The organism is Acidovorax soli (genome assembly GCF_014207955.1).
Classification (GTDB): domain Bacteria; phylum Pseudomonadota; class Gammaproteobacteria; order Burkholderiales; family Burkholderiaceae_C; genus Acidovorax; species Acidovorax soli_A.
The window spans coordinates 179,023-201,574 of the sequence record NZ_JACHLK010000007.1 but is presented as its reverse complement, the minus strand read 5'-3'; the positions used below and the strand labels follow the sequence as shown (position 1 = coordinate 201,574).

General features: G+C 68.9%; 21 protein-coding genes. 11 read left to right on the top strand and 10 right to left on the bottom strand.

Annotated features, from left to right (window positions below; translation table 11 throughout):
• Positions 1 to 68: 68 nt before the first annotated feature.
• The 5 genes from HNP48_RS18470 to HNP48_RS18450 all read right to left on the bottom strand — a co-directional run bounded on the left by HNP48_RS18470 (position 69) and on the right by HNP48_RS18450 (position 7,233).
• A complete protein-coding gene (locus HNP48_RS18470) occupies positions 69 to 1,325 on the bottom strand; it encodes a Zn-dependent hydrolase (RefSeq protein WP_184859664.1) in 1,257 nt (418 codons plus the stop codon).
• 19 nt (positions 1,326 to 1,344) lie between these two features.
• Entirely contained in the window at positions 1,345 to 2,796 is a 1,452-nt protein-coding gene (hydA, locus tag HNP48_RS18465) for a dihydropyrimidinase (protein WP_184859662.1), read from the bottom strand.
• Positions 2,797 to 2,863: 67 nt separating this feature from the next.
• Positions 2,864 to 4,321, bottom strand: coding sequence for an NCS1 family nucleobase:cation symporter-1 (locus HNP48_RS18460; RefSeq protein ID WP_184859660.1), 1,458 nt, complete (start codon positions 4,319 to 4,321; stop codon positions 2,864 to 2,866).
• A 209-nt stretch (positions 4,322 to 4,530) separates the two neighbouring features.
• Positions 4,531 to 5,838 (bottom strand): NAD-dependent dihydropyrimidine dehydrogenase subunit PreA, encoded by a 1,308-nt coding sequence (gene preA / locus HNP48_RS18455; protein ID WP_184859657.1) that lies wholly within the window; start codon positions 5,836 to 5,838, stop codon positions 4,531 to 4,533.
• 42 nt (positions 5,839 to 5,880) lie between these two features.
• Positions 5,881 to 7,233, bottom strand: a complete 1,353-nt coding sequence (locus tag HNP48_RS18450) for an NAD(P)-dependent oxidoreductase (RefSeq protein WP_184859655.1) — start codon at positions 7,231 to 7,233, stop codon at positions 5,881 to 5,883.
• Between the two features lie 343 nt (positions 7,234 to 7,576).
• Between HNP48_RS18450 and HNP48_RS18445 the strand changes: the two genes are divergently transcribed.
• Positions 7,577 to 8,305, top strand: coding sequence for a TetR/AcrR family transcriptional regulator (locus HNP48_RS18445; RefSeq protein WP_184859653.1), 729 nt, complete (start codon positions 7,577 to 7,579; stop codon positions 8,303 to 8,305).
• Between the two features lies 1 nt (position 8,306).
• Here HNP48_RS18445 and HNP48_RS18440 read toward each other — a convergent pair whose 3' ends face one another.
• A complete protein-coding gene (locus tag HNP48_RS18440; RefSeq protein WP_184859651.1) occupies positions 8,307 to 9,017 on the bottom strand; it encodes a Crp/Fnr family transcriptional regulator in 711 nt (236 codons plus the stop codon).
• Between the two features lie 208 nt (positions 9,018 to 9,225).
• Here HNP48_RS18440 and HNP48_RS18435 point away from each other — a divergent pair, with 208 nt between their 5' ends.
• From HNP48_RS18435 to HNP48_RS18400, 8 genes are all read left to right on the top strand, one after another.
• On the top strand, positions 9,226 to 9,750 hold the full coding sequence (locus HNP48_RS18435; RefSeq protein WP_184859649.1) for an ester cyclase: 525 nt from the start codon (positions 9,226 to 9,228) through the stop codon (positions 9,748 to 9,750).
• The gene (locus tag HNP48_RS18430; protein WP_184859647.1) at positions 9,747 to 10,532 is read left to right on the top strand and encodes an SDR family NAD(P)-dependent oxidoreductase; all 786 of its coding nucleotides are present in this window, start codon (positions 9,747 to 9,749) and stop codon (positions 10,530 to 10,532) included. Before HNP48_RS18435 ends, HNP48_RS18430 begins: the two co-directional genes overlap by 4 nt.
• 9 nt (positions 10,533 to 10,541) lie before the next feature.
• Positions 10,542 to 11,633, top strand: a complete 1,092-nt coding sequence (locus HNP48_RS18425) for a hypothetical protein (protein ID WP_184859646.1) — start codon at positions 10,542 to 10,544, stop codon at positions 11,631 to 11,633.
• Between the two features lie 54 nt (positions 11,634 to 11,687).
• The gene (locus HNP48_RS18420) at positions 11,688 to 13,016 is read left to right on the top strand and encodes an MFS transporter (RefSeq protein ID WP_184859644.1); all 1,329 of its coding nucleotides are present in this window, start codon (positions 11,688 to 11,690) and stop codon (positions 13,014 to 13,016) included.
• A gap of 66 nt (positions 13,017 to 13,082) precedes the next feature.
• A complete protein-coding gene (locus HNP48_RS18415; RefSeq protein WP_184859642.1) occupies positions 13,083 to 13,445 on the top strand; it encodes a hypothetical protein in 363 nt (120 codons plus the stop codon).
• A gap of 143 nt (positions 13,446 to 13,588) precedes the next feature.
• A complete protein-coding gene (locus tag HNP48_RS18410) occupies positions 13,589 to 14,200 on the top strand; it encodes an SCO family protein (protein ID WP_184859640.1) in 612 nt (203 codons plus the stop codon).
• 32 nt (positions 14,201 to 14,232) lie between these two features.
• Positions 14,233 to 14,709 (top strand): copper chaperone PCu(A)C, encoded by a 477-nt coding sequence (locus HNP48_RS18405; protein WP_184859638.1) that lies wholly within the window; start codon positions 14,233 to 14,235, stop codon positions 14,707 to 14,709.
• Between the two features lie 11 nt (positions 14,710 to 14,720).
• Positions 14,721 to 16,826, top strand: a complete 2,106-nt coding sequence (locus HNP48_RS18400) for a TonB-dependent siderophore receptor (protein WP_184859636.1) — start codon at positions 14,721 to 14,723, stop codon at positions 16,824 to 16,826.
• 170 nt (positions 16,827 to 16,996) lie between these two features.
• On the opposite strand, the gene HNP48_RS18395 is transcribed toward HNP48_RS18400, so the two are convergent.
• Positions 16,997 to 18,004 carry an NAD(P)-dependent alcohol dehydrogenase gene (locus tag HNP48_RS18395; RefSeq protein WP_184859634.1) on the bottom strand — a complete coding sequence of 336 codons (1,008 nt, stop codon included), beginning with the start codon at positions 18,002 to 18,004 and terminating at the stop codon, positions 16,997 to 16,999.
• A gap of 94 nt (positions 18,005 to 18,098) precedes the next feature.
• On the opposite strand from HNP48_RS18395, the gene HNP48_RS18390 reads away from it, so the two are divergent.
• Positions 18,099 to 18,992, top strand: a complete 894-nt coding sequence (locus HNP48_RS18390; protein WP_184859632.1) for a LysR family transcriptional regulator — start codon at positions 18,099 to 18,101, stop codon at positions 18,990 to 18,992.
• Positions 18,993 to 19,007: 15 nt separating this feature from the next.
• Here the strand turns inward: HNP48_RS18390 and HNP48_RS18385 are convergent, their stop codons facing one another.
• Complete coding sequence (locus HNP48_RS18385) at positions 19,008 to 19,646, bottom strand: FMN-dependent NADH-azoreductase (protein ID WP_184859630.1); 639 nt, start codon at positions 19,644 to 19,646, stop codon at positions 19,008 to 19,010.
• Positions 19,647 to 19,671: 25 nt separating this feature from the next.
• Entirely contained in the window at positions 19,672 to 19,995 is a 324-nt protein-coding gene (locus tag HNP48_RS18380; protein WP_184859628.1) for a multidrug efflux SMR transporter, read from the bottom strand.
• Between the two features lie 84 nt (positions 19,996 to 20,079).
• Here HNP48_RS18380 and HNP48_RS18375 point away from each other — a divergent pair, with 84 nt between their 5' ends.
• Positions 20,080 to 20,469 carry a winged helix-turn-helix transcriptional regulator gene (locus HNP48_RS18375; RefSeq protein ID WP_409362567.1) on the top strand — a complete coding sequence of 130 codons (390 nt, stop codon included), beginning with the start codon at positions 20,080 to 20,082 and terminating at the stop codon, positions 20,467 to 20,469.
• Between the two features lie 368 nt (positions 20,470 to 20,837).
• On the opposite strand, the gene HNP48_RS18370 is transcribed toward HNP48_RS18375, so the two are convergent.
• Entirely contained in the window at positions 20,838 to 22,415 is a 1,578-nt protein-coding gene (locus HNP48_RS18370) for a hypothetical protein (RefSeq protein ID WP_221480259.1), read from the bottom strand.
• Between the last annotated feature and the right edge of the window lie 137 nt (positions 22,416 to 22,552).

Here is a 22,552-nt window from a genome sequence, read left to right as displayed (position 1 = left end):
AGGCGGCGCTTCGCTTGCGTGCACCGGGAGGGGGGTGAAGGCGCGAAGCGACTCAGGGGTGTTTCACTTCAAGTCCCCGCGCGCTCCAGCATGGCGTGCAGCAGCACATTGCAGCCTGCCGTGATGTGCTCGGGCTTGGCGTCCTCGATCTCGTTGTGGCTGATGCCGTCCTTGCAGGGGATGAACACCATGCCGGCGGGCGCCAGGCGCGCCATGTAGACGGCATCGTGCCCCGCGCCCGAGACGGCGGGCATGTTGGAGTAGCCCAGCTTGGCGGCGGCACGCGCCACAGCGTCCACGCAGTCGGCATGGAACACCTGGGCCGGGTAGGCCGAGACCTGCTCGATCGTGATCGGCAGGCCGGTGTCGGCACTGAGTTTGGCGGCCACCGCGCGGATGTCCTGGTCCATGCTTTCGCACAGCGCATCGGTGGCGTTGCGCAGGTCGATGCTGAACTTGACCTGCCCGGGGATCACGTTGCGGCTGTTGGGGTGCACCTGCACCATGCCCACCGTGCCGCGGCCATGCGGCGGGTGGCGGTGGGCGCAGGCCACCACCTCCTGCATGAGGTGGGTGGCGACCTGCAGCGCGTCCTTGCGCAGGGCCATGGGCGTGGGGCCGGCGTGGGCTTCCATGCCGGTCACGGTGCAGTCGTACCAGCGGATGCCCAGCACGCCGGTCACCACGCCGATGGTCTTGTCGTGGTCCTCCAGCACCGGGCCCTGCTCGATGTGGGTCTCGAAGTAGGCACCGATGGGGTGGTCGCCCGGCACCTGGTCGCCGACGTAGCCGATGCGTTCGAGTTCGCCCTTGACGGTCTTGCCTTCGGTGTCGGTGGCGGCGTAGGCATGCTCCAGCGTGAAGGCCTTGGCGAACACGCCCGAGCCCATCATCACGGGCACGAAACGCGATCCCTCTTCGTTGGTCCAGAAGGCCACCTCGATCGGGGCCTCGGTCTCGATGCCATGGTCGTTCAGGGTGCGCACCACCTCGATGCCGGCCAGCACGCCGTAGTTGCCGTCGAACTTGCCGCCCGTGGGCTGGGTGTCGATGTGGCTGCCGGTCATGATGGGCGGCAGGCTGTTGTTGCGCCCGGGTCGGCGCATGAAGCCGTTGCCGATCTGGTCGATGGTCACGCTCATGCCGGCCTCGCGCGCCCAGCGGGTCACGAGATCGCGGCCCTGCTTGTCCAGATCGGTCAGCGTCAGGCGGCAGACGCCGCCCTTGGGCGTAGCGCCGATCTGGGCCAGCTCCATGAGCGAATCCCACAGGCGCTCGCCGTTGATGCGCAGCTTGTCGATGTCGGTCTTTACTTTGGTGTCCATGGTGCTTTTCTCCATCGGTTCAGCGGGCCACCGCTGTCGGGGCGAGGTCCTGGGTGCGCTTTTGCACGGCCTGGAAGTTGGCGCCGAAGGCCGGGCGCTTGATGTAGCGGCCCTTGCCCTGCTCGGCGCGCAGGTCGCCATTGGCAAACACCACGCGGCCCTGGCTCACGGTGTGGCTCGGGATGCCGCGCACGGTGCGGCCTTCGAAAATGTTGAAGTCGCCCTTGCTGTGCTGGGTCTTGGCCGAGAAGGTCTTGGTGCCCTCGGGGTCCCACAGCACCAGGTCGGCGTCGGCGCCCTCGCCGATGAAGCCCTTGCGCGGGTAGATGTTGAACAGCTTGGCCGCATTGGCCGAGGTGATGGCCACGAACTCGCTGGGCGTGAGCCGCCCGGTGTTGACGCCGCCATCCCAGATGGCCGCCATGCGCTCCTCCACGCCCCCCGTACCGTTGGGGATCTTGGCAAAGCTCTCCTTGCCCATGGCCTTCTGCGCGGCGCAGAAGGTGCAGTGGTCGGTGGCCGTGGTGTGCAGCTGGCCCGACTGCAGGCCGCGCCACAGCGCCTCCTGGTGGCCCTTGGGGCGAAACGGCGGGCTCATCACGTAAGCGGCCGCCTTGGCGAAGTCGGGGTCGCGGTACACGCTGTCGTCCACCAGCAGGTGGCCCGCCAGCACTTCGCCGTACACGCGCTGGCCGCGCGCGCGGGCCCGGGCAATGGCGTCGGCCGACTCGATGCAGCTCACATGCACCACGTAGATGGGCACGCCCAGCACGTCGGCAATGGCGATGGCGCGGTTGGCGGCCTCGGCCTCGACCATGGGCGGCCGCGACAGAGGGTGGCCTTCGGGCCCGGTGATGCCCATCTTGGCCACCTCTTGCTGCAGCAGGTAGACCAGCTCGCCGTTCTCGGCATGCACCGTGGGCATGGCGCCCAGCTCCAGCGCGCGCTTGAAGCTGTTCACCAGGGTCTCGTCGTCGCACATGATGGCGTTCTTGTAGGCCATGAAGTGCTTGAAGCTGTTCACGCCCTCATCCTGCACCAGGGTGCCCATGTCGGCGCGCACCTGCTCACTCCACCAGGTGATGGCGACGTGGAAGCTGTAGTCGGCCGCGGACTTCTCGGCCCAGCCGCGCCACTTGCGGTAGGCGTCCAGGATGGGCTCCTGCGGGTCGGGGATCACGAAGTCGATGATGCTCGTGGTGCCGCCCGCCAGCGCCGCTGCCGTACCGGTGAAGAAGTCGTCCATGGTGACCGTTCCCATGAACGGCAGTTGCATGTGGGTGTGCGGATCGATGCCGCCGGGCAGCACGTACTGGCCACTGGCGTCCAGCACCTGTGCACCCGCCGGCGCCTGCCGGGCCACATCCTCCCCGACGGCCACGATGCGGCCATCCACACACAGCACATCGGCACGCTGTTCGCGGTCGGCATTGACCACGGTGCCACCGCGGATGACAAGGGCTTGGCTCATGAGGACTCTCCTTCAGGGTTGCAAAAAGCCCCGCCGGACAGGCCGGCGGGGCCGATTCATCATCACGTCACGGCTTCTTGGCCGTCACGTAGTAGTAGGTGCCGGCCACCGCCAGGCTGAAGAACCAGCCGAAATCGAACAGCGACTGCAGCAGCGCGGGCACGGAGCCCTTGTCGACCACACCCGAGACCGCCAGGTAGCCCGGCAGGCAAGGCAGCACGCCCAGCAGGAACGCGACCAGCGCATGCAGGTTCCAGCCGTTGCTGTACTCGTACTCGCCCCCACGGCGGTACAGGTCGTCCACCTTGAGTTCGGTCTTGCGCACGAGGTAATAGTCCACCAGCAGGATGCCGGCGATGGCGCCCAGCAGCGTGCCGTAGCCGCCCAGCCAGGTGAAGAGGTAGCCGCCCGAGGTGGCCAGCAGCTTCCAGGGCATGAACAAGAGACCCAGCAGCGCCGCGATCAGGCCGCCCATGCGGAAGCTGACCTTGGACGGCGCCACCTGGCTGAAGTCGTACGAGGGCGAGACCAGGTTGGCGGCCACGTTGGTGGTGAGGTTGGCCAGCAGGATCACCAGGAGGCCGATGCCGGCTGCCACGCTGCCCATCTGGGTGAGCAGGCCGTCGGGGAACAGTTGCGCCTTGCCGTAGAGGATGGCCGATGCGGAAAAGCCGATCACGCCGACCATGGAGAACAGTGCCATGGGGATGGGCAGGCCCAGGGCCTGGCCAACGACCTGGTCCTTCTGCGAGCGCGCGAAGCGCGTGAAGTCGGGAATGTTGAGCGCCAGGGTCGCCCAGAAGCCCACCAGGCCGGTCAGGGCCGCCCAGGTCTTGGGCCCGCCCTCCACCACCTTGGCCGGCAGGTTGAAGAGCTGGCCGGAGGGCACCTTCATCATCAACACCACGACCAGCAGCACCGAGGCACCGATCATCAGCGGTGCGGCGATCACTTCGAGCAGGCGGATGGATTCAGGCCCCTTCCAGATGAACCAGATGTGCACCGCCCAGAAGGCCAGGAAGCACATGAACTGCGAGGTGCTGATGGTCTGCCCGTCGGCCGGCCCCGCCAGGCCCATGCCCAGGATGTTGAGAAAGCCGTGCAGCGCCAGCGCACCGAAATAGCAGTTGATCGAGAACCAGCCGCAGGCCACCAACCCGCGCAGCACGGCCGGCAGGTTGGCGCCCTTGACCCCGAAGGAGGCGCGCGCCAGCACCGGGAACGGCACGCCATAGCGCGGCCCCACGCGGCCGATGAGCACCATGGGCACGAGCACGATGCAGTTGGCCAGGAACACCAGCCACACGGCCATCTGCCAGGTGAAGCCCTGGTCCAGCATGGAACTGGCCATGGTGTAGGTGGGCACGCAGACCACCATGCCCACCCAGAGGGCGGCAAAGTCTTTCCACGTCCAGTGGCGCTGGGCCGCCGTGGTGGGGAGCAGATCTTCGTTGGCGAGCGAATTGGACGCTGCGCCCGACGGATGCCCCGCCATGTGGGCGGCGCTGCCGGTACTGTGGGTCATATGCCTGTACTCCTCTGTGAAAGATTTACTTCTTGGGGGTTGCACACAAGCCACTGCCAGTTCCGGCGCTCCGGGTCCGGGCAGATGGCGGACGGGAGCATGGTCACCACGCTCCGGGAGAAGCGAGCGATGCTATCGGCGGGTTGCGGGCCGCGCCAGATGCAATGCAACACCGCGTTGCGATTGCGCACACCGCCCCAGCCTTTTTCTCAAGCCGCCACGCGCTGCGGGTTGTTCGGGTGCGTGGTCCAATTGGCGTATTCGCCCGTGACCACCTTGCCGGTGCGCACATCGACCTCGCCCGGTTCCAGGCTGCGCAGCGTGATGCATTCAGGCACGGGGCAAATGGAGACGCACAGGTTGCAGCCCACACACTCGGCATCGTTGACCTCGAACTTGCGCACGCCGCCCTCCTTGGTGAAGGTGATGGCCTGGTGCGAGGTGTCCTCGCAGACCACATGGCAGCGGCCGCACTGGATGCAGGCATCCTGGTTGATGACGGCCTTGTCGACGTGGTTGAGATTGAGGTTCTTCCAGTCCTTGACCGTGGGAACGGCCTGGCCACGGAAGTCGTCGATGGTGGCGTAGCCATGCTCGTCCATGAAGTTGGACAGGCCATCGCACATGTCCTGCACGATCTTGAAGCCGTAGACCATGGCCGCGGTGCACACCTGCACCGTGCCGCAGCCCAGGGCGATGTACTCGGCCGCATCGCGCCAGGTGGTGATGCCGCCGATGCCGCTGATGGGCAGGCCGGCAGTCTGCGCATCGCGTGCGATCTCGGCCACCATGTTCAGGGCAATGGGCTTGACGGCCGGGCCGCAGTAGCCGCCATGCGAACCCCAGCCGTCGGTGCTGGGACTCATGACCATGCGGTCCAGGTCCACGCCCATGATGGAGTTGATGGTGTTGATCAGCGACACCGCATCGGCCCCGCCCGCCTTGGCCGCGCGCGCAGGGTGGCGCACGTCGGTGATGTTGGGCGTGAGCTTCACGATCACGGGCAGGCGGCTGTAGTGCTTGCACCAGGCCGTGACCATCTGGATGTACTCGGGCACCTGGCCCACCGCGGCGCCCATGCCGCGTTCGCTCATGCCGTGCGGGCAGCCGAAGTTGAGCTCGATGCCGTCGGCCCCGGTGTCCTCGACCAGGGGCAGGATGCTCTTCCAGCTCTGTTCCTCGCAGGGCACCATGAGCGAGACGATCATGGCGCGGTCGGGCCAGTTGCGCTTGACGCGCTTGATTTCCTCCAGGTTGGTGTGCAGGGGCCGGTCGGTGATGAGCTCGATGTTGTTCAGCCCGATCACATGCCGGTCCTGCGACATCAGCGTGGAGTAGCGTGGGCCGTTGACGTTGACGACCGAGGGGTCCTCGCCCAGGGTCTTCCAGACCACGCCACCCCAGCCGGCCTCGAAGGCGCGGGTGACATTGATCTCCTTGTCGGTGGGCGGCGCCGAAGCCAGCCAGAAGGGGTTGGGACTGCTGATGCCCAGGAAATTGCTGCGGATATCGGCCATGGTGCGGTGCTCCGGTAAAAGGCAGTGGGGCGCGGCGTGGGCTCAGATGCCCTGCAGCGTGGCGTGGATGGAGATGGCGGCCACCTTGCCGTGCTCCACGGCCTCCACGGTCAGGTCGCGCCCGCCGGCGCGGCAGTCGCCGCCGGCCCAGACACGCGCCAGGCTGGTGCGGCCCTCTTCATCGGTGGCAATGCGGCCGCCCGTGAGCGCGATGGACTGGCCCACGGGCTCGGGCACATAGGTCTGGCCGATGGCCTTGAGCACCATGTCGGCGGCGATCACAAAGCTCTCGCCCGTTTCCACCAGCCGGCCGCCTTCCATCGCCGTGGCCGCAAAGCGCACGCCCGTGACGGCACCATCGGCGCTGAGCACCTCCTTGGGCGCGGCGAAGTGGCGGATGGTCACGCCATTGGTCTGCGCCCATTCCTGCTCCACATGCGAGGCGGACATGCTCTCGGCGCCCCGGCGGTAGGCAATGGTCACCTCTTCGGCACCGAGCTTGCGCGACTGCACGGCGGCATCCACCGCCGTCATGCCGCCGCCGATCACGACCACGCTGCGGCCCACGGGCAGGGTGGACAAGTCCGCGGCCTGGCGCAGCTCGGCGATGAAGTCCACCGCATTGCGCAACCCCGTGGCCGTGGGCTCGGCAATGCCCAGGGCGTTGACGCCCGACAGGCCCACCCCCAGGAACACCGCATCATGGCTGGCCAGCAGGCCGTCGAGCGTGATGTCGCGGCCCAGCAGCTGGTGCGTGCGCACCTCGATGCCGCCCACCGAGAGCAGCCACTCGACCTCCTTCTGGGCAAAGTTGCCGGTGGTCTTGTAGCTGGCCAGGCCGTATTCGTTGAGGCCACCGAGCTTGGGGCGGGCGTCGAACAGCACCACATCGTGCCCACGCACGGCCAGGCCATGGGCACAGGCCAGGCCCGCTGGGCCGGCACCGACCACGGCGATGCGCTTGCCCGTAGGCGCCGCACGCTGGAACAGCGGAGCGCCCGGCTTGGCAAAGAAGGCATCGGTGGCATAGCGCTGCAGCGAGCCGATCTCGACCGGCTTGTCCTCGTTGGCGTTGCGCACACAGGCCTGCTCGCACAGCACCTCGGTGGGGCAGACGCGGGCGCACATGCCGCCCAGAGGGTTGGCCTCCAGGATGGCACGGGCCGCGCCGCGGTTGTTGTCCTGCGCGATGCGGTGGATGAAGGAGGGGATGTCGATGCCCGTCGGGCAGGCCGTGGCGCAGGGCGCGTCATGGCAGTAGTAGCAGCGCTCGGCCTCGATCAGCGCCTGCGGGCGCGTCAGCGGAGGGTGGGCGTCGCCGAAGCGCACGGCATAGTCGGCCAGGTTCAGGCGTGCGGCATGCAGGCCGCAGGCATGGCTTGCGGGTGTGTCCATCAGGTTTCCTCCGGAAGGGTCAGGGTGGGGTGTGCGGCCTGGGCATGGCCGTGCCGTGCGGGCGCCGGGCGGGTGCTCCGCCAGCGCCAGGATCCTGCGCACAGGGCGTGCGCGGCGCCTGCCAACGCAGGGCGCGGGCTGCATGCGCCAGGGCATGCAGCCACAAATTCCGGAGGTGTCATCGTGGGCCTCGCTAGGGTGCGGGTGCCCGGGCCTTGGTCGGCGCCGGTGCCCCGCGTTTGCCGTTCAATTTACCAACCGGTAAAAATTTACCAATTAGTAAAATCCCTACAGCAAGCCGCATGCCAGCTTTCTGCCAGCCACATTGACACACAATGGTGCAATGACCGACGCCCGACAGCCCCCCTCCTCCCCCGCCCGGCGCCGCCTGGAAGCCCCCGTTGCTCCCGCCGCGGAAGCCGCAGCCAAGGCGCCCACGGCGTCGCGCCTGCTCAAGGAGCAAGGCATCCTGACCGAGGCCGAGAACCATTTCGCGCAGTTCGGCTTCGAAGGCGCCTCCCTGGAGAACATCGCCGCGGCCATCGGCATCAGCCGGCACAACCTGCTGTACTACTTCCCGAACAAGGAAGCGCTGTACCAGCGTGTGCTGGACGACATCCTCACCCAGTGGCTGGCCGGCATGGACGACCTGTCGCACGGCGACGACCCGCAGCAGGCGCTGCGCCGCTACATCCGCGCCAAGCTGCGCTACTCGCGCGAGCGCCCCAATGGTGCGAAGGTATTCACCAAAGAGGTGATTGCCGGTGCACCACGCTATGGCAAGGCCATCAGCGCACGCGTGGGTCCGTTGCTCAAGGCCGAGGTGCGCACCTTCGAGCGCTGGGCACGCGAGGGGCGCATTGCGCGCGTGAATTTCACGCACCTGATGTTCATCATCTGGTCCGTCACCCAGGCCTATGCCGAGCAGGAAGCCCAGTTCGCGCTGCTGCTGGGCAAGCCCGCCCTGACCGAGCGCGACTATGCCAAGGCCGAGGAGCTGATCTGCCGCATGGTGACCAAGGCGCTGGAGCCCGAGGCCGGCCAGGACAACAGCGCGCCCGAACCGGATTGACTCAGCCCGGCTGCGCGCACTGGGCCAGGCGCTTGCGGTCGAGCAGCTCGACCACGCGGTAGCCCACGCGCAGCACCCCGTCCTCCTCCCACTGCTTGAGCTGGCGGTTGATGCTCTGGCGCGAGACGCCGAGCATGAAGGCCAGGTCCTCCTGCGAAACGGCCAGCAGGGTGCTGGCGCCGTCGCCGGCCGAGCGGGAATCGAGCGTCATGAGCCGGTGCGCCAGCCGCACGGACAGCGGCTGCAGGATGGCATCATCGATCCAGGCCAGGGCCTGGCGCAGCCGCAGGCAGACCAGGCGCGTGAAGGCCATGTGCAGCGCCGGCTGGGTGGCGATGAGGTGGTGGAAATCCGCCGCCTGGACCACGGCCACCTCGGACGGTTCCACCGCGCAGGTGTCGTAGACCCGCTCCTGCCCCACGAACAGCGAGACCTCGCCGAACCAGTGGCCGGCTTCGAGCACGGCGATCACGGCCTCGCGCCCATCCTGAGCGGCCACGCTCACGCGCAGCGCGCCCTGCACCATGCCGAACAGCGCGTCGGGCGCCGAGCCCTTGAGGAACAGCGAATCGCCGCGCTGCAGCTGGCGCCGGTGGGCCACCTGCAGCAGCGCATGCTGCACCTCCTCGGGCAAGCGCAGCCGCTCGTCGGCCCGGGGGCCGAGGTGGGGCGGCAGTTCGGTGGTGCTTGCCGGTGCAGGCAGGGATGGCATGGCGTGCGCTCGCTGGGGGAAGGTGGCTGGCGCAGCCATTGTGCGGGCGCACGGGCCACCCGCGCGACGCCTGGCGGACACCTGCGGGTTTGTACCGAGCCGCAATTGCCAACACCGGACAGTCTCGCCGCAGCGCTCTGCGGATAGTGGGCCTGCTGCAGCGCACGGCTGCATCCCCGTACCGCAACCCACGCCAAGGAACCCCACGATGAACACGCCCACCCCCCTCGCCGAACGCAACGCCCGCCGCGAAAAGACCGTGCTCGACCACTTTGCCGACGAGACGCGGCAGGACTTCGATGCCGTGCTGAGCACCTTTCCGCACCCGCACTACGAACTGATCCCCACCGGCGAGGTGCACGACGGCAACGAGGACGTGCGCCGCTACTACACGGCCACGCGCCAGGCCTTCCCGGACCAGCGGCACGAAATCATCCAGCTGCGCCATGCGGGCGACTCGGTCATCGTGGAGTTCTGGCTGCTGGGCACGCACAAGGGGCCGCTGGGCGCCCTGCCCCCCACGGGCAATACCTTCCGCTGCCGCATGATCGCGCTGTTCATCTTCGACGAGGCCGAGCACCTGGTCTGCGAGCGGGTGTACTTCGACACGCTGACCATTCTGCGCCAGCTGCTGGTGGGCGTGCCGCCCGCGGCGCTGCCGGGCATCATCGGCGCGCTGCTGGGCGGGCAGGCCGCCACCGCCGGCAAGGTGCCCGAGCAGGCCATGGCATGAGCGGGCGCCTGCAGGGCCACCATGCGGTGGTGACCGGCGGTGCCCAGGGCATCGGCCTGGCGATTGCGCGCCGCTTTCTCGATGAAGGGGCGAACGTCTCGCTGTGGGACATCGGCGAACGCCCGCTGCAGGCAGCCACCGCAACGCTGAACGCCCCTGGGCGCGTGTTCACGGCCGTCACCGACGTGCGCGACGAGGCCGCCGTGTACGCAGCGGCCGAGGCCAGCGCCGCCGCACTGGGCCCCGCCACCGTGCTGGTCAACAACGCGGGCGTGCTGGGCCCCCTGGTACCGACCTGGGAACACAGCTTCGCCCAGTGGCGCACGGTGCTGGACATCAACCTCACCGGCGCCTTCCTGTGCAGCCGCGCGCTGGTGCCCGCCATGCTGGCCGACCTGCAGGCGCAGCGCGCACCCGCACTGGGCCGGCGCGTGGTCAATATCGCCTCGGTCGCGGGCAAGGAGGGCAATGGCCTCAATGCCGCGTACTCGGCCTCCAAGGCGGGGCTGATCGCGCTCACCAAGTCGCTGGGCAAGGAGCTGGCCGGCGCGGGCGTGCTGGTGAACTGCATCACCCCGTCCGCCGCGGAAACCGCGGTGTTCGACGGCGTCCCCACGGAACACCGCGCGCAGTTGCACCAGGCCCTGCTGTCGCGCGTGCCCATGGCGCGCTTCGTCGAGCCGGCCGAGGTGGCGGCCATGGCGGCCTGGCTGGCGTCCGCCGACTGTTCGTTCAGCACCGGTGCCGTCTTCGACATCTCGGGCGGCCGCTCCCTGTACTGAGGAAATCCCATGAACATGATGACCGAACCCCTCACCCCTGCAGCCCTGCTGCTGCAACCGGTGGCCGACTTCGATGGCGCGCGCAGCGCTCCCACCCCGCAGGATAGGCTGCGCGCACTGCGCCGCGCGGGCGAGCAGTTCCGCGAGCGCTTTCTCACCGAGCCCCCGGTGCCCTATGCGCGCAGCTTCGACCTGCTGCGCATCCCCTACCCGGCCTGGTATGCCTTCAATGGCGTGTACTCGCAGCAACTGCTCAAGCCGCACATGGTGCACCTGCTGGCGCGCACGGTGCTGGTGCAGTTCGAGGACTTCGGCGGGCGCCTCAAGAGCCTGCTGTTCACCCCTGCCGATTTCGAGACCGGCAGCGAGACGCCCTACTTCAAGCGCCTGAGCGAGCAGACGCCGAAGTTTTTGCACGGCGTGATCGCGCCCGTGCACGGCACGGTGCTGCAGGCCCTGGCTTCGGTGGGTGTGGCACCCGAGCAGATCGACTTCATCACCTACGACCACCTGCACACGCAGAACCTGCGCCGCTGGCTGGGCACGGGCGCCGAGCGCGGCCTCTTGCCCAATGCCCGCCTGCTGGTGCACCGCCAGGAGCTGGCCAGCGTGGCCGGCCTCCTGCCCACGCAGGCCGACTGGTACTGCCCCGCGGGGCTGCAGGGCGTGGCGCCCGAGCGCATCGTGCCCTTCGACGGCAGCGTGCAGCTGGGGCGCGGCATCGCGCTGGTGCACACACCGGGCCATACCGAAGGCAACCACTCGCTGGTCTACCGCACGGCCGACGGCCTGCGCGTGAGCAGCGAGAACGGCGTGAGCGCCGACAGCTGGGCACCCGAAGCCTCGCGCCACAACGGTATCCGCCGCTATGCCAAGGCCACCGGTTCCGAGGTCATCCTGAACGGCAACACGCAGGAGGGCAGCGTGGACCAATACCTGTCGATGGTGCTGGAAAAGACCATCGCCGGCACCTCGGCCAAACACGGCTTCAGCAATGTGGTGCCGTCCAGCGAATGCTCGCCGCACTGGCTGTTTCCGGGCGCACCCACCAGCCACCTCTGGGGCACCACCACCGCGGGCGTGCTGCAGCGGCCTGGGTGACCCTGGGCGGTTTCTTGCGCGGCTTTCCCACACCAACGATACGAGACAAACGCCATGAACTCCCCTACCGCCCTCTTTCCCGCCCCGACAGGCACGGTACCGGCCGCCGCCGACGATGCCACCTACCGCCAGATCGCCTGGCGGCTGATCCCCATCCTCTTCGCGTGCTACGTCTTCAACTACCTGGACCGGACCAACATCGGCTATGCCCAGCTGCAGATGAAGAGCGACCTGGGCTTCAGCGACGCCGCGTTCGGCCTGGGCGCGGGCATCTTCTTCATTGGCTATGCGCTGTTCGAGATCCCGAGCAACATGCTGCTGGCGCGCGTGGGCTTTCGGCTCACGCTGCTGCGCATCATGGGGCTGTGGGGCCTGGCCTCGGCCGCCACCATGTGGGTGAGCACGCCGGCGCAGTTCTATGTGCTGCGCTTCCTGGTGGGGGTGTTCGAGGCGGGCTTTGCGCCCGGCGTGCTGTTCTACCTCACGCTGTGGTTCCCGTCGCAGCGCCGGGCCAAAGTCACGGCGCTGTTCTTCATGGCCTATGGGGCGGCACCCATCGTGGCCGGGCCCGTCGCGGGAGCAACCATGACCTGGCTCGATGGCGTCTGGTCGCTGCACGGGTGGCAATGGCTCTTTCTGGTGGAGGGCCTGCCCTGCGTACTGCTGGCCGTGCTGGCCTACCAACTGCTCGACGACGGCCCGCAGGCCGCGGCCTGGCTGACGCCTGCGCAAAAGCGCCAGGTGCAAGACGACCTGGCACGCGACCAGGCAGCCAGCGGCGCAGATGCACGCAGCAGTTTTGGCAGTGCACTGCGCAACGGCCAGGTGTGGCTGCTGGGCTTCATCTCCTTCCTGGTGATCCTAGGTATCTACGCCATGTCGTTCTGGCAGCCGACCATGCTGCAGTCCATGGGCCTGTCGGTCATGCAGATCGGGCTGTACTCCGTCGTGCCTGCGGTCACCGGCATCGTGGCCACCTTGCTCATCGCCGGGCATTCCGACCGCCGGCAGGAGCGGCGCTGGCACTTCGCCATCACGGCCTGCATCGGCGCCGCCGGGCTTTCGCTCACCACCTTGTTCCTGCACAGCCCGGTAGCCGCCGTGGCCTGCCTGTCGCTGGCCTCCGTCGGCATCTCCAGCGCCTTTGCCATCCTCTGGGCCGTGCCCGGCAGCCTGCTCAGCCGCAATGCCGCGGCCATGGGCATTGCGCTCATCACCACCCTGGGCGGCACGGCCGGCGTGGTGGCCCCCGTGATGGTGGGTGCCATCAAGACGGCGACCGGTGGCTTCACGCTCAGCCTCTACCTGCTCAGCGGTGCCCTGGTGCTGGCCGCCGTGCTGATGGTGTTGGCCGTGGGGCGCGGCCGCAGCGCACCCGCCTGAACACCCGGGGTGGACATATTGCCCCACCCCCACCCCGGCGCATGGGGCCACGGCGATAATGCAGCGATGCACGCGCTGCGCACCTCGTCCCTGCTGGCCCGCCTGGTCCTGGCGTGGTTCGTGCTGACCGTGGGTGCGGCCATCGCGTCGCCCATCGTCCACCCCCAGGCCCTGCAACTGGTCTGCGCCACCGGCGCCACCGTGAAACTCATGGTGGTGGGCGAGGACGGCGCCGCCACGGATCTGGGACACCACAGCCTGGACTGCGCACTGTGCCTGGGCGCCAGCGCACCACCGCCCCCTGTGCAGCAGCCTGCACAACGCCATGAGCCCCTGGCCCATGCGCTCAGGCCCATCGTTGCCGCCAGCATCGCTGCCATCGTTGGCGCCCCCCTGCCCGCCCGCGGGCCCCCGACCTCCCTCGCCTGAGCCTGCGTGGTCGCGTGCCCGCCGCGGGCATGCGTGAACACGCCTTGCGCCACCGGCACTCCGTGCCGGTGTGCGCCGTGCCTGCCTGCCAGCCCCCTGGCGGCATGCAGGCCGCCCCCCTTTCATCCAGACAGGTTTCCCCCATGCGCATCGCACCCTCCTCCCACCGCCGCGGCCTGCTGGCCCTGGCTTTCGCGCCCTTGCTGGGCGTCTCGCTGGCCGGCTGCCAAAAGGCCCCCGTCGCCTACAAGGGCATGGACATCACGGGCGCCGAGTACGCACGCGGCTTCACCTTGCAAGACGCCCAAGGCCAGGTGCGCACGCTGGCCGACTTCCGCGGCAAGGCGGTGATGCTGTTCTTCGGCTTCACCCAATGCCCTGATGTCTGCCCCACGGCCCTGACCCGCGCGGCCGAGATCCGCCAGTTGCTGGGCACCGAGGGCCAACGCCTGCAGGTGCTGTTCATCACCATCGACCCCGAGCGCGACACGCCCGCCGTGCTGTCCACCTACACCCAGGCCTTCGACGCCAGCTTCATCGGCCTCTTCGGTGACGCCGCGCAGACCGAGGCCGCAGCCAAGGAGTTCAAGGTCTACTACAAGAAGGTGCCCACCGGATCCTCCTACACCATGGACCACTCGGCCTTCAGCTATGTCTTCGATCCCGAAGGCAAGCCGCGCCTCGTGCTGCGCCACGAGCAGAGCGCCAAGGACTGCGCCGACGACCTGCGCCAACTGCTGCAGCAGTTCGCCTGACCCGCCCCACCCATTTGTCCCAGGAGATTTCCATGCACCCCATTTCCCGCTCCATCGCATTCGCCGCCACATTCGCGGGGCTGGCATTCGCAGCCCAGGCCCAGGTCACCGTCAAGGACGCCTGGGTGCGTGCCACCGTGCCCCAGCAACAGGCCACCGGTGCCTTCATGCAGCTCAACGCCGCGCGCGACACGCGCCTGGTGGCGGCCAGCTCGCCCCTGACCCCGGCCGTGGAGGTGCATGAGATGGCCATGCAAGACAACGTGATGCGCATGCGCCAGGTGCCCGGCGTGGACCTGCCCGCGGGCAAGCCGGTGGAACTCAAGCCCGGCGGCTACCACGTGATGCTGATGAACCTCACGCAGCAGGTGAAGGCCGGCGACACCGTGCCCATCACCCTGGTCTTCGAGGGCAAGGACGGCAAGCGCGAGTCGGTGCAGGTGCAGGCCCCCGTGCGCCCGCTCAATGCTACAGCGGCACCGGCGGGCCATGGCGAGCACAAGCACTGAAAGCCACGCCCATGTTCCCCACCCTTCGCACCACCATGCATGCCGTGCAGGTGATGGCCGGCCTGCTGGCGGCATCGCAGGCCATGGGGCAGGATGCGTCCACCTCCCTGCCCTCCGTCACCGTCACCGCGTCTCCCATGCGCGAGGCGCAGCAGCGCGCCGCCAGCCTGGCCACGGGCCGCGCCGCGCCGCTGCTGGAGGTACCAGCGTCCGTCTCCACCGTGCCGGCCGAGCTGATGCGCGCCCAGGCTGCCACCACGCTGCAGGAGGCGCTGCGCAATGTGCCCGGCGCGCAGGCCGACTCGGGCTTCAACGGCAGCCACAGCCAGTTCTTCGTGCTGCGCGGCGCCATTGCCGACAGCGGCACGGGATCGAGCCGCGTGCTGCGCGATGGCGTGCGCCTGTCCAACTACGCCTTCGTGCCCGCCTTCACCGAGAGCGTGGACGTGCTGCGCGGGCCGGGCGCGGCCCTGGGCCTGCGCAGCGAGCCCGGCGGCAGCGTGAACATCGTGACCCGCCAGCCGGAGCTGGCCAACTTCGGCTCGGCCAGCCTGGGCGGCGGCGCGCACAACGCGCTCGACGCCACGGTGGACCTCAACCGCGTGCTCTCGGCCGAGCAGGAACTGGCCGCACGGCTCATCGTGACGCGCTCCACCGCGAGCGAATGGCGCCATGTGCCGGACCGGCTCGGCGGCGTGAAGCTCGGTATCGCCAAGAACGATGGCGAGCGCTACCACCTGGGCCTGGGCGTGGAGGCCACGGACCAGCGCTACCAGCCCGACTACGGTCTGCCCGGCGTGAACGGCCGCCCTGCGGCCGTGCCGATGGACCGCCAGCTCGGCGAACCCTGGGCCGACTCCACCACGCGCAACACCCTGGTCGATCTGCATGGCGACGTGGAAATCGCACCGGACACCCGCCTGGCGGTGGACCTCACCCACCTGCGTGGAAGCAGCACCTCCGTGCGCCAGTCCGTGGGCGCCGCCGTGGCGGGCGCGCCACTGGGTACTTTTGCGCGCCGACTGGCCTACGAGCCGGGCACCGAGCGCCGCATCAATGCCCTGGCCACCAGCCTGACCCGCGTGCAGGCCTGGGGCAGCACGCGCCACCACCTGTTCATCGACGTGGACCGCTACACCGAGACGCTGGACCAGCCCTCAGCCGGCGTCGCTGGCGCCAACAACCCCGACATCAATGTCTTCAGCCCCGTCTACGGGCAGACCACGCGGCCGGCGAGCTTGACCTTCGCCACCACCGCGCAGGACCTGGCCAGCACGGCCCTGTCCCTGCAGGACCGCATCGAATGGGGCGATTGGAGCATCGTGGCGGGCCTGCGCCACACGCGGCAGGACTTTCTCTACGGGCCGGCCGGCACCAGAGGCGTGCAGGAGAGCACCACCTCGCCCAAGCTGGCCGTGCTGCGCAAGCTGTCGGATGCGGATTCGGTCTACGCCAGCTACGGCACCGGCACTGCGCCCAACCAGGCCTCGTCGGCATCGGGCCAGTCGCTGCCCTCGCGCAAGAGCCGGCAGTTCGAGGCCGGCTGGAAGTCGCTGTGGAACGGCGGACGCCTGCAGTCCGATGTGGCGGTGTACCGGCTGGAGCAGACCCACCTGCTGTCGGGCGACCTCTCCACACCCAGCATGTTCGACAAGACCCTGGCCGGCAGCGGCCGCTCGCAAGGACTCGAAGCCAGCCTGGCCGGCGACCTCACGCGGGATGTGCGATTGCAGGTTGCCTACGCCTACACACAGGCCAGGTTCACGGACAACGCCGAGTACCCCGGCAAGGCCATTCCCAACGTGGCGCGCCACGCCCTGAGCCTGTGGGGCCAGTACCGCTGGAATGCCGAGCACGCCACGGGGGCGGGCCTGTACGCGCAGGGTGCCCGCTACGCCGACATTTACAACACCACGGTGCTGCCCGGCTATGCACGCCTGGACCTGTCACACAGCTGGCGCATGCCGCTCGAAGGCGGCAGGCAACTGGAGCTGCAACTGGCCCTGCGCAATGTGTTCGACAAGGCCTACTTCGTATCCAGCCACCTGCACCTGGCCAGCTACCTCACGCCAGGGCAGCAGCGCAACCTCTACGCATCGGCACGCTACAGCTTCTAAGGCAACGCAAAATCAAGTCTTCGCGATGGCGCGTGCCCTGATTTGGGATGGGCTGCCAGGCGCAAAGCGCAGCCATAGTCCGTGCTATGGCGAGCATTTGCAACGCCGCAGACCGCCCAAAGCGGGGCGCGCGGCGCGCGAGGGACTTGGTTTTGCGTTGACCTCAGCCCCTACACCGCCAGAACGATCTTGCCGAAGTGGGCGCCGGACTGCAGGTAGCGCAAGGCTTCTGCCGCCCCGGTCCACGGAAAGACCCGGTCGACCACCGGGCGGATCGGCCCCGCAGCATAGGCAGCCACCAGGTCTTCCAGCATGCGCCGCGAGCCCACCGGAATCCCGCGCACGGTGGCCTGGCGCCGAAAGATGTCCAGGGGGTTGACCAGGCCCTCGGTCCCGCCGAGGTAGCCGATCACGTTGATCTGCCCACCCGGCCGGATGGCCTGCAGCGACTGCGCAAAGCTGCCCGGGCCGCCGACCTCCAGCACATGGTCGACACCGCGCCCGCCGGTGAGGCGCCGCACCTCTTCGCCCCAGGCGGGGTTGCGCCGGTAGTTGACGGTGGCGCAGGCCCCGAGCCCGCGGGCGCGCTCGAGCTTCCCGTCGCTGCTGGACGAGGCGATCACGCGCGCACCGGACATGCGCGCGATCTGCAGCGCAAACAGCGATACACCGCCGGTGCCCTGCACCAGCACGGTGTCTCCGGGCCGGATGCCCCCAGCGGAGACCAGCGCATGCCAGGCCGTGGTGCCTGCGCAGGGCAGGCTGGCGGCCTGCGCGTCGGTCAGCGCTTCGGGCACGACCACGATGCGGTCCTCGGACGCAACGAGCTCTTCAGCCAGCACGCCGTCCTGGGGCCCTCCCAGCTGCGTGCCCGCATCAGCGGGGTGGAAGGCGCCGTCCGTCCAGCGCTCCCAGAAGGACAGGATCACCCGGTCGCCGGGCCGGGCGCGGGTTACCCCTTCGCCCACGGCCAGTACCTCGCCCACCCCGTCGGAGAGCGGCACCAGCGGGTGCGCGAACGGCGTGTGGTAGTGGCCCAGCAGGATCTCCAGGTCGCGGTAGTTGAGGGCCATGGCCCGCATGCGCACGAGCACCTCGCGCGGGCCCGGTCGGGGCGATGGCCGCTGCACGGGTTTCAAACCGCCGAAGCCATGCCCATGGATTTCAAATGCTTTCATTGCTAGCTCTTGGAGTGGATACAGCAGCGCACTGTGCCGAGACCCTAAGAAGCCTGCAAATTCATTATTTTCAGAATTTTCATGCAAAAATTGAATGATGATCACCGAGCTCAAAGCCTTTGTCCTGCTGGCCGAAACAGGGTCTGTGCAGGCCGTGGCAGAACGCCTGCCGCTCACGCAGCCCGCGGTCACGCGCCAGTTGCAACGGCTGGAGAGCCTGCTCGACGTGAGCCTGCTGGACCGGCGCGCCAAGCCCGCGCGGCTGACATCGGCCGGCCAGGCCGTGCTGCGCGAGGCCCGCAAGGTGCTGGCCGCGGTGGATGAACTCAAGCGGGCCGCCTCCACCAATGCCCAGCCCCAGGGCACGCTGCGCCTGGGCGTGGTGCACGCACTGGCCGATGCGCAGTTGGCCGATGGCCTGGAGGCGCTCGGGGCCCGCTACCCGGGGCTGGGCCTGCAGCTGGCCAGCGGTTGGACCAATGAGCTGCTGCCGCGCATCGACCAGGGCGAGCTTGATGCGGCGGTGGTCTTCATGGCGGGCACTGCCGGCGGGGTGCCTCACGCGCCCGGCCGGCTCTTGGCGACCGAAGAAATCGTCTTCCTGGCCGCACGCAAGACGGCATTGGGCCGGCACCCCACGCTGCTGGAACTCAACCAGATCGGGTGGGTACTGACACCCGACGGCCTGTGCGGCTCACGCTCGGCCCTCAGGGCCGCAGTGGAGAGCGCCGGGGCGCCCTTGCACATCGCCGCCGAGGTGCATGACGTCGGCCTGCAGTTGTCTCTGGCAGAGCGCGGTCTGGGCGTTGCTCTGTTGCCCCGGCAGCGGGCCATGGCCCTGCGGCGCCCGCAGCTGCGCCGCATTGCACCGCCCGGGCTGCGCCTGGCGATGCAGGTCTCGCTGGTCCAGGCCCCCCACCTGGGCGCCTTGCAGCAGGCCGTGGACTGGCTCGCTCAGCGCCTGGCGGGCCAGGACCGGCAGCCGTGATCCGCGGGGCGGCTGTCAAACCGCCCTGTTGCCGGCACCTGCAGCTCGGGCGCTGGCCAGGGCCCGCTGCTGGAGGGCGTCCACCTCGGCCGCTGGCGCGAGCGTTGGCGATGCACTGATTTCGCCCGCCACCTCCATGCCCAGAAAGCGCAGCCAGCGCCGCATGAAGGGCTTCTGGAAGTCTGCCCCGTCCTCGTGCGGTGCCACCGGGTAGTCGCCCGCGCTGGAGTAGACCAGCGTGGCCCGCTTGCCCGGCAGCAGGCTTTCGTAGCCTTGCTCGCGCGACCAGCGCCAGTTCTGGCCCGGCAGGGTCACGACGTCGATGAAATGCTTGAGCCGGTACGGCACACCAAAATTCCACATGGGCAGGCTGAACAGGTACTCGTCCGCCGCGTTGAAGCGCTGGGACACGGCCACGGCCTCGGCCCACAGCCGCTGCTGGTCCGACGTGGCCTGCTGCGCGCGCAGCACCGCGAACTTGGCGGCAATCATCTCCGCGTCGAACGCGGGCAGCGGCAGGTCCCAGACGTTGAGCACGTCGACCGTGGCGCCGGGGTGCGCTTCGCGCCAGGCACCGAGCCATGCGCCAGCCACCGTGCTGGAGGTGGAGGTGGGCGTGCTCGGCGACGCCTGAACATACAGGAGGTGGGTCATGCGGTGCTTCTTTCTGCTGCCGGGCTCATGCCTGGGTGTCGATGAGCCGCAGGCCCACCATGCCGGCCACCACCAGGCCGATGAAGAACAGGCGCGCGGGTGCGGCGCTCTCGCCCAGCGCCACGATGCCGACCAGGGCCACGCCGACCGAGCCGATGCCGGTCCAGACCGCGTAGGCCGTGCCCATGGGCAAGGTCTTGAGGGCATGCGCCAACAGGTAGATGCTGGCGCCGCCAGCGACCAGGCCCATCAGGCCCGGCCAGATCCGGGCCCAGCCATCGGAGGCCTTGAGCAGCAGCGCCATGGCGATTTCCACCGCACTGGCCGAGAGTAAAAGAATCCATGCCATCGCTTGTTTTCTCCAGTTCAAAAAGGGATGGCACGAGCTTAGGGATATGATTTCCGGCGCAAAAGTAGGCACCTGTTGGTAACCATGACAATGCTGCAAGGCGCCGCAGAAGGCGGTGCAAACGTGCTAAGCCAGGCCTGCCCGTCGCGCGCGGCGCTGGAGCTCGTGGCGGGCAAATGGCCCCTCCTGGTCATCCCGGCGCTGGCGCCGGGCCCGCTGCGCAACAACGAGTTGCTGCGGCGCGTGGAAGGCATCTCGCAGAAGGTGCTGTCGCAGACCTTGCGGGAGCTGGCGCGCAATGGCCTGGTGCTGCGCGAAGACCATGGGACGGTGCCGCCCCATGTGGAGTACCGCCTCAGTGCCCTGGGCCAGTCGCTCAGCGAAACCCTGATCGCGCTGGACCGCTGGGCCGAACGCCACCACGATGCCCTGCGCCAGGCCCGCGAGGACTTCGACGCCGCTTTTTTGCCCTGAGACGGGTTCCCGACGGGAGTGGCCAGGCCTCAACGCCATGGTATCCAATGGTATTGGGTGGAACTGAAGGCCTGGATTCGGTGAGCACGGCAAGGCCTGCCGCCATGACCCGCAATCCGCTCCATCCGCCATTCCATGCTCCGCTCGCCAGCGAGCCAGCGAGCCAGCGAGCCAGCGAGCCCGCGGGGCCCGGGAAGAGCTTGGCTGCGTGGGTCACGGCGGTCCTGTCGCTGGCACTGTGTGCAGCCGTGGCCGGGCGCAACCGCATCGTGCTGCGGCAAACCCCGGCCCTGCCTTGACGTCGCCGCGTCCGGACAGGGGCAAGGCCTGGGTGCACGCCCCTGGCCTCTGCCTGCACCGGCTACCGTTCAGTGGAGCGTGTGCACGACCTGGTAGCGCCCCGCGCGCACCATCTCCGCCGCCGCACTGGCATCGTCCCCCACACCATAGCCCACCGCCAGTTGCACCCCCTCCAGGCCGCTGAAGTTCAGGCCCGAGGCGATGCGCACCGGCACCGTGCGCGGCAGCGCTCCCGACAGGTAGGCCGGGAAGGCCCCGCCCGTGTAGGGCACCCAGCCATTGGGGCCTAGGAAGAGCACGGTCGAACCCGCGAATGCGGCCACGTACACCCGGCCCGTCTTGCCGCGGTGCAGCGTGGACACCGTGGCACCCACGTCCAGCGTCACATTGCTCAGGGGGCCTGTCTGCCCGCCGGCAAAGGTGCCAGGTGCTTCGCCGACGCGGCCTGCGCTGAAAGCCGCCCCATTGGCCCCCATGACACGCACGGGCGTGGTGGCCTTGGCGTCCCCGCCGGGTGCCAGGTTGGTGGTCTTGCCCCACACCCAGACACTGCCATCTGCACCGATCACCCCCGAAATGGACGAGCCCGCCGCCGCCGCGACCACGGGCGGCAGGCCTGCAATGTGCGCGATCTTGGGAATCTCGGTCGTTGGATTGACCAGGGTGCCGTCGCCCAGCTGCCCGGCGCTGTTGACACCGCAGGCATGCAGGGCGCCATCGGCATCGACGAACAGGGTGTGGCCTTCGCCGGGCTCGATCTGCTGGATGCGCGTGAGGCCTTGGATGGGCGAAAGGTCGATCAAGGGGTAGCCCGATGCGGCCGCAACGCCTTTCTGGCCGCAGAAGGTGGCGTTGGTCGAGGCCTGGCCCCAGACGGCCACCGTGCCGTCGCCCTTGAGGGCGTAGTACTGGCCGGCAATGTTGATGGTGGTTGAAGCCACGGCCTGCACGCCGGACAGGGGTGCGATCACGACGGGGGCCGTGGCGCTGCCAGCCACGGGGGCCAGGGCCTGGTTGCCGTTGGAGCCCCAGGCGACCACCTTGCCGTCCTGGCGCAACGAAAGCACTGCCGCGTCCGATGCGCTCACGGCCACGGCGCCCTCCGCGCCCGCCACCAGGCGCGGCACGGGGTTGCCGCCCGGGCTGGTCTGCCCCGTGCCCAGTTGGGCGGCGCTGTTGCTGCCCCAGGCATAGACCTGGCCCGCCGCGTCGGTGGCGAAGGCCGCAGCGGTATTCGTGCCGGCATTGATGCTCACGATGTTGCTCAGGCCGTTGATCTGCACGGGCACGCTGGTGCCATTGCCCCCGGTGCGCCCGCCCGAGTTGTCGCCCCAGGCCCAGACACTGCCGTCGGCCTTGAGCGCCAGCGAGAACGAACCGCGCGCCACCACCTGCACCACGTCCTGCAGCGTGGGGATCTGCGTGGGCGCCGTGCGCGTGGCGGTGCTGCCCAGGCCCAGCTGGCCACTGCCGCCATACCCCCAGGACCAGACCGTGCCGTCGGCGCGCAGCACCAGCGCGTGGTCATAGCCCACGGAGATCGCCGGCTGCACCGCATGGGCAGGAGTCAGCAGGGCAGAGCACAGCGCGGCAGCGCCCAGGGCTGCGCCCGTACGGACGCGCTTGTTCTTCATCAGATGTTTCATCGGTTCCCTCAACAAGAATAAAAAGGAATGGTTGGCTGGGCGTTCTGCGGCCTGGCGCCCCGAAGCCGGGGGGCGACGGGTCCGGACAGGCGCCGGCGCGGCGCGCGACAAGTGGGTGCCGGAGACCCGGCCAGCGC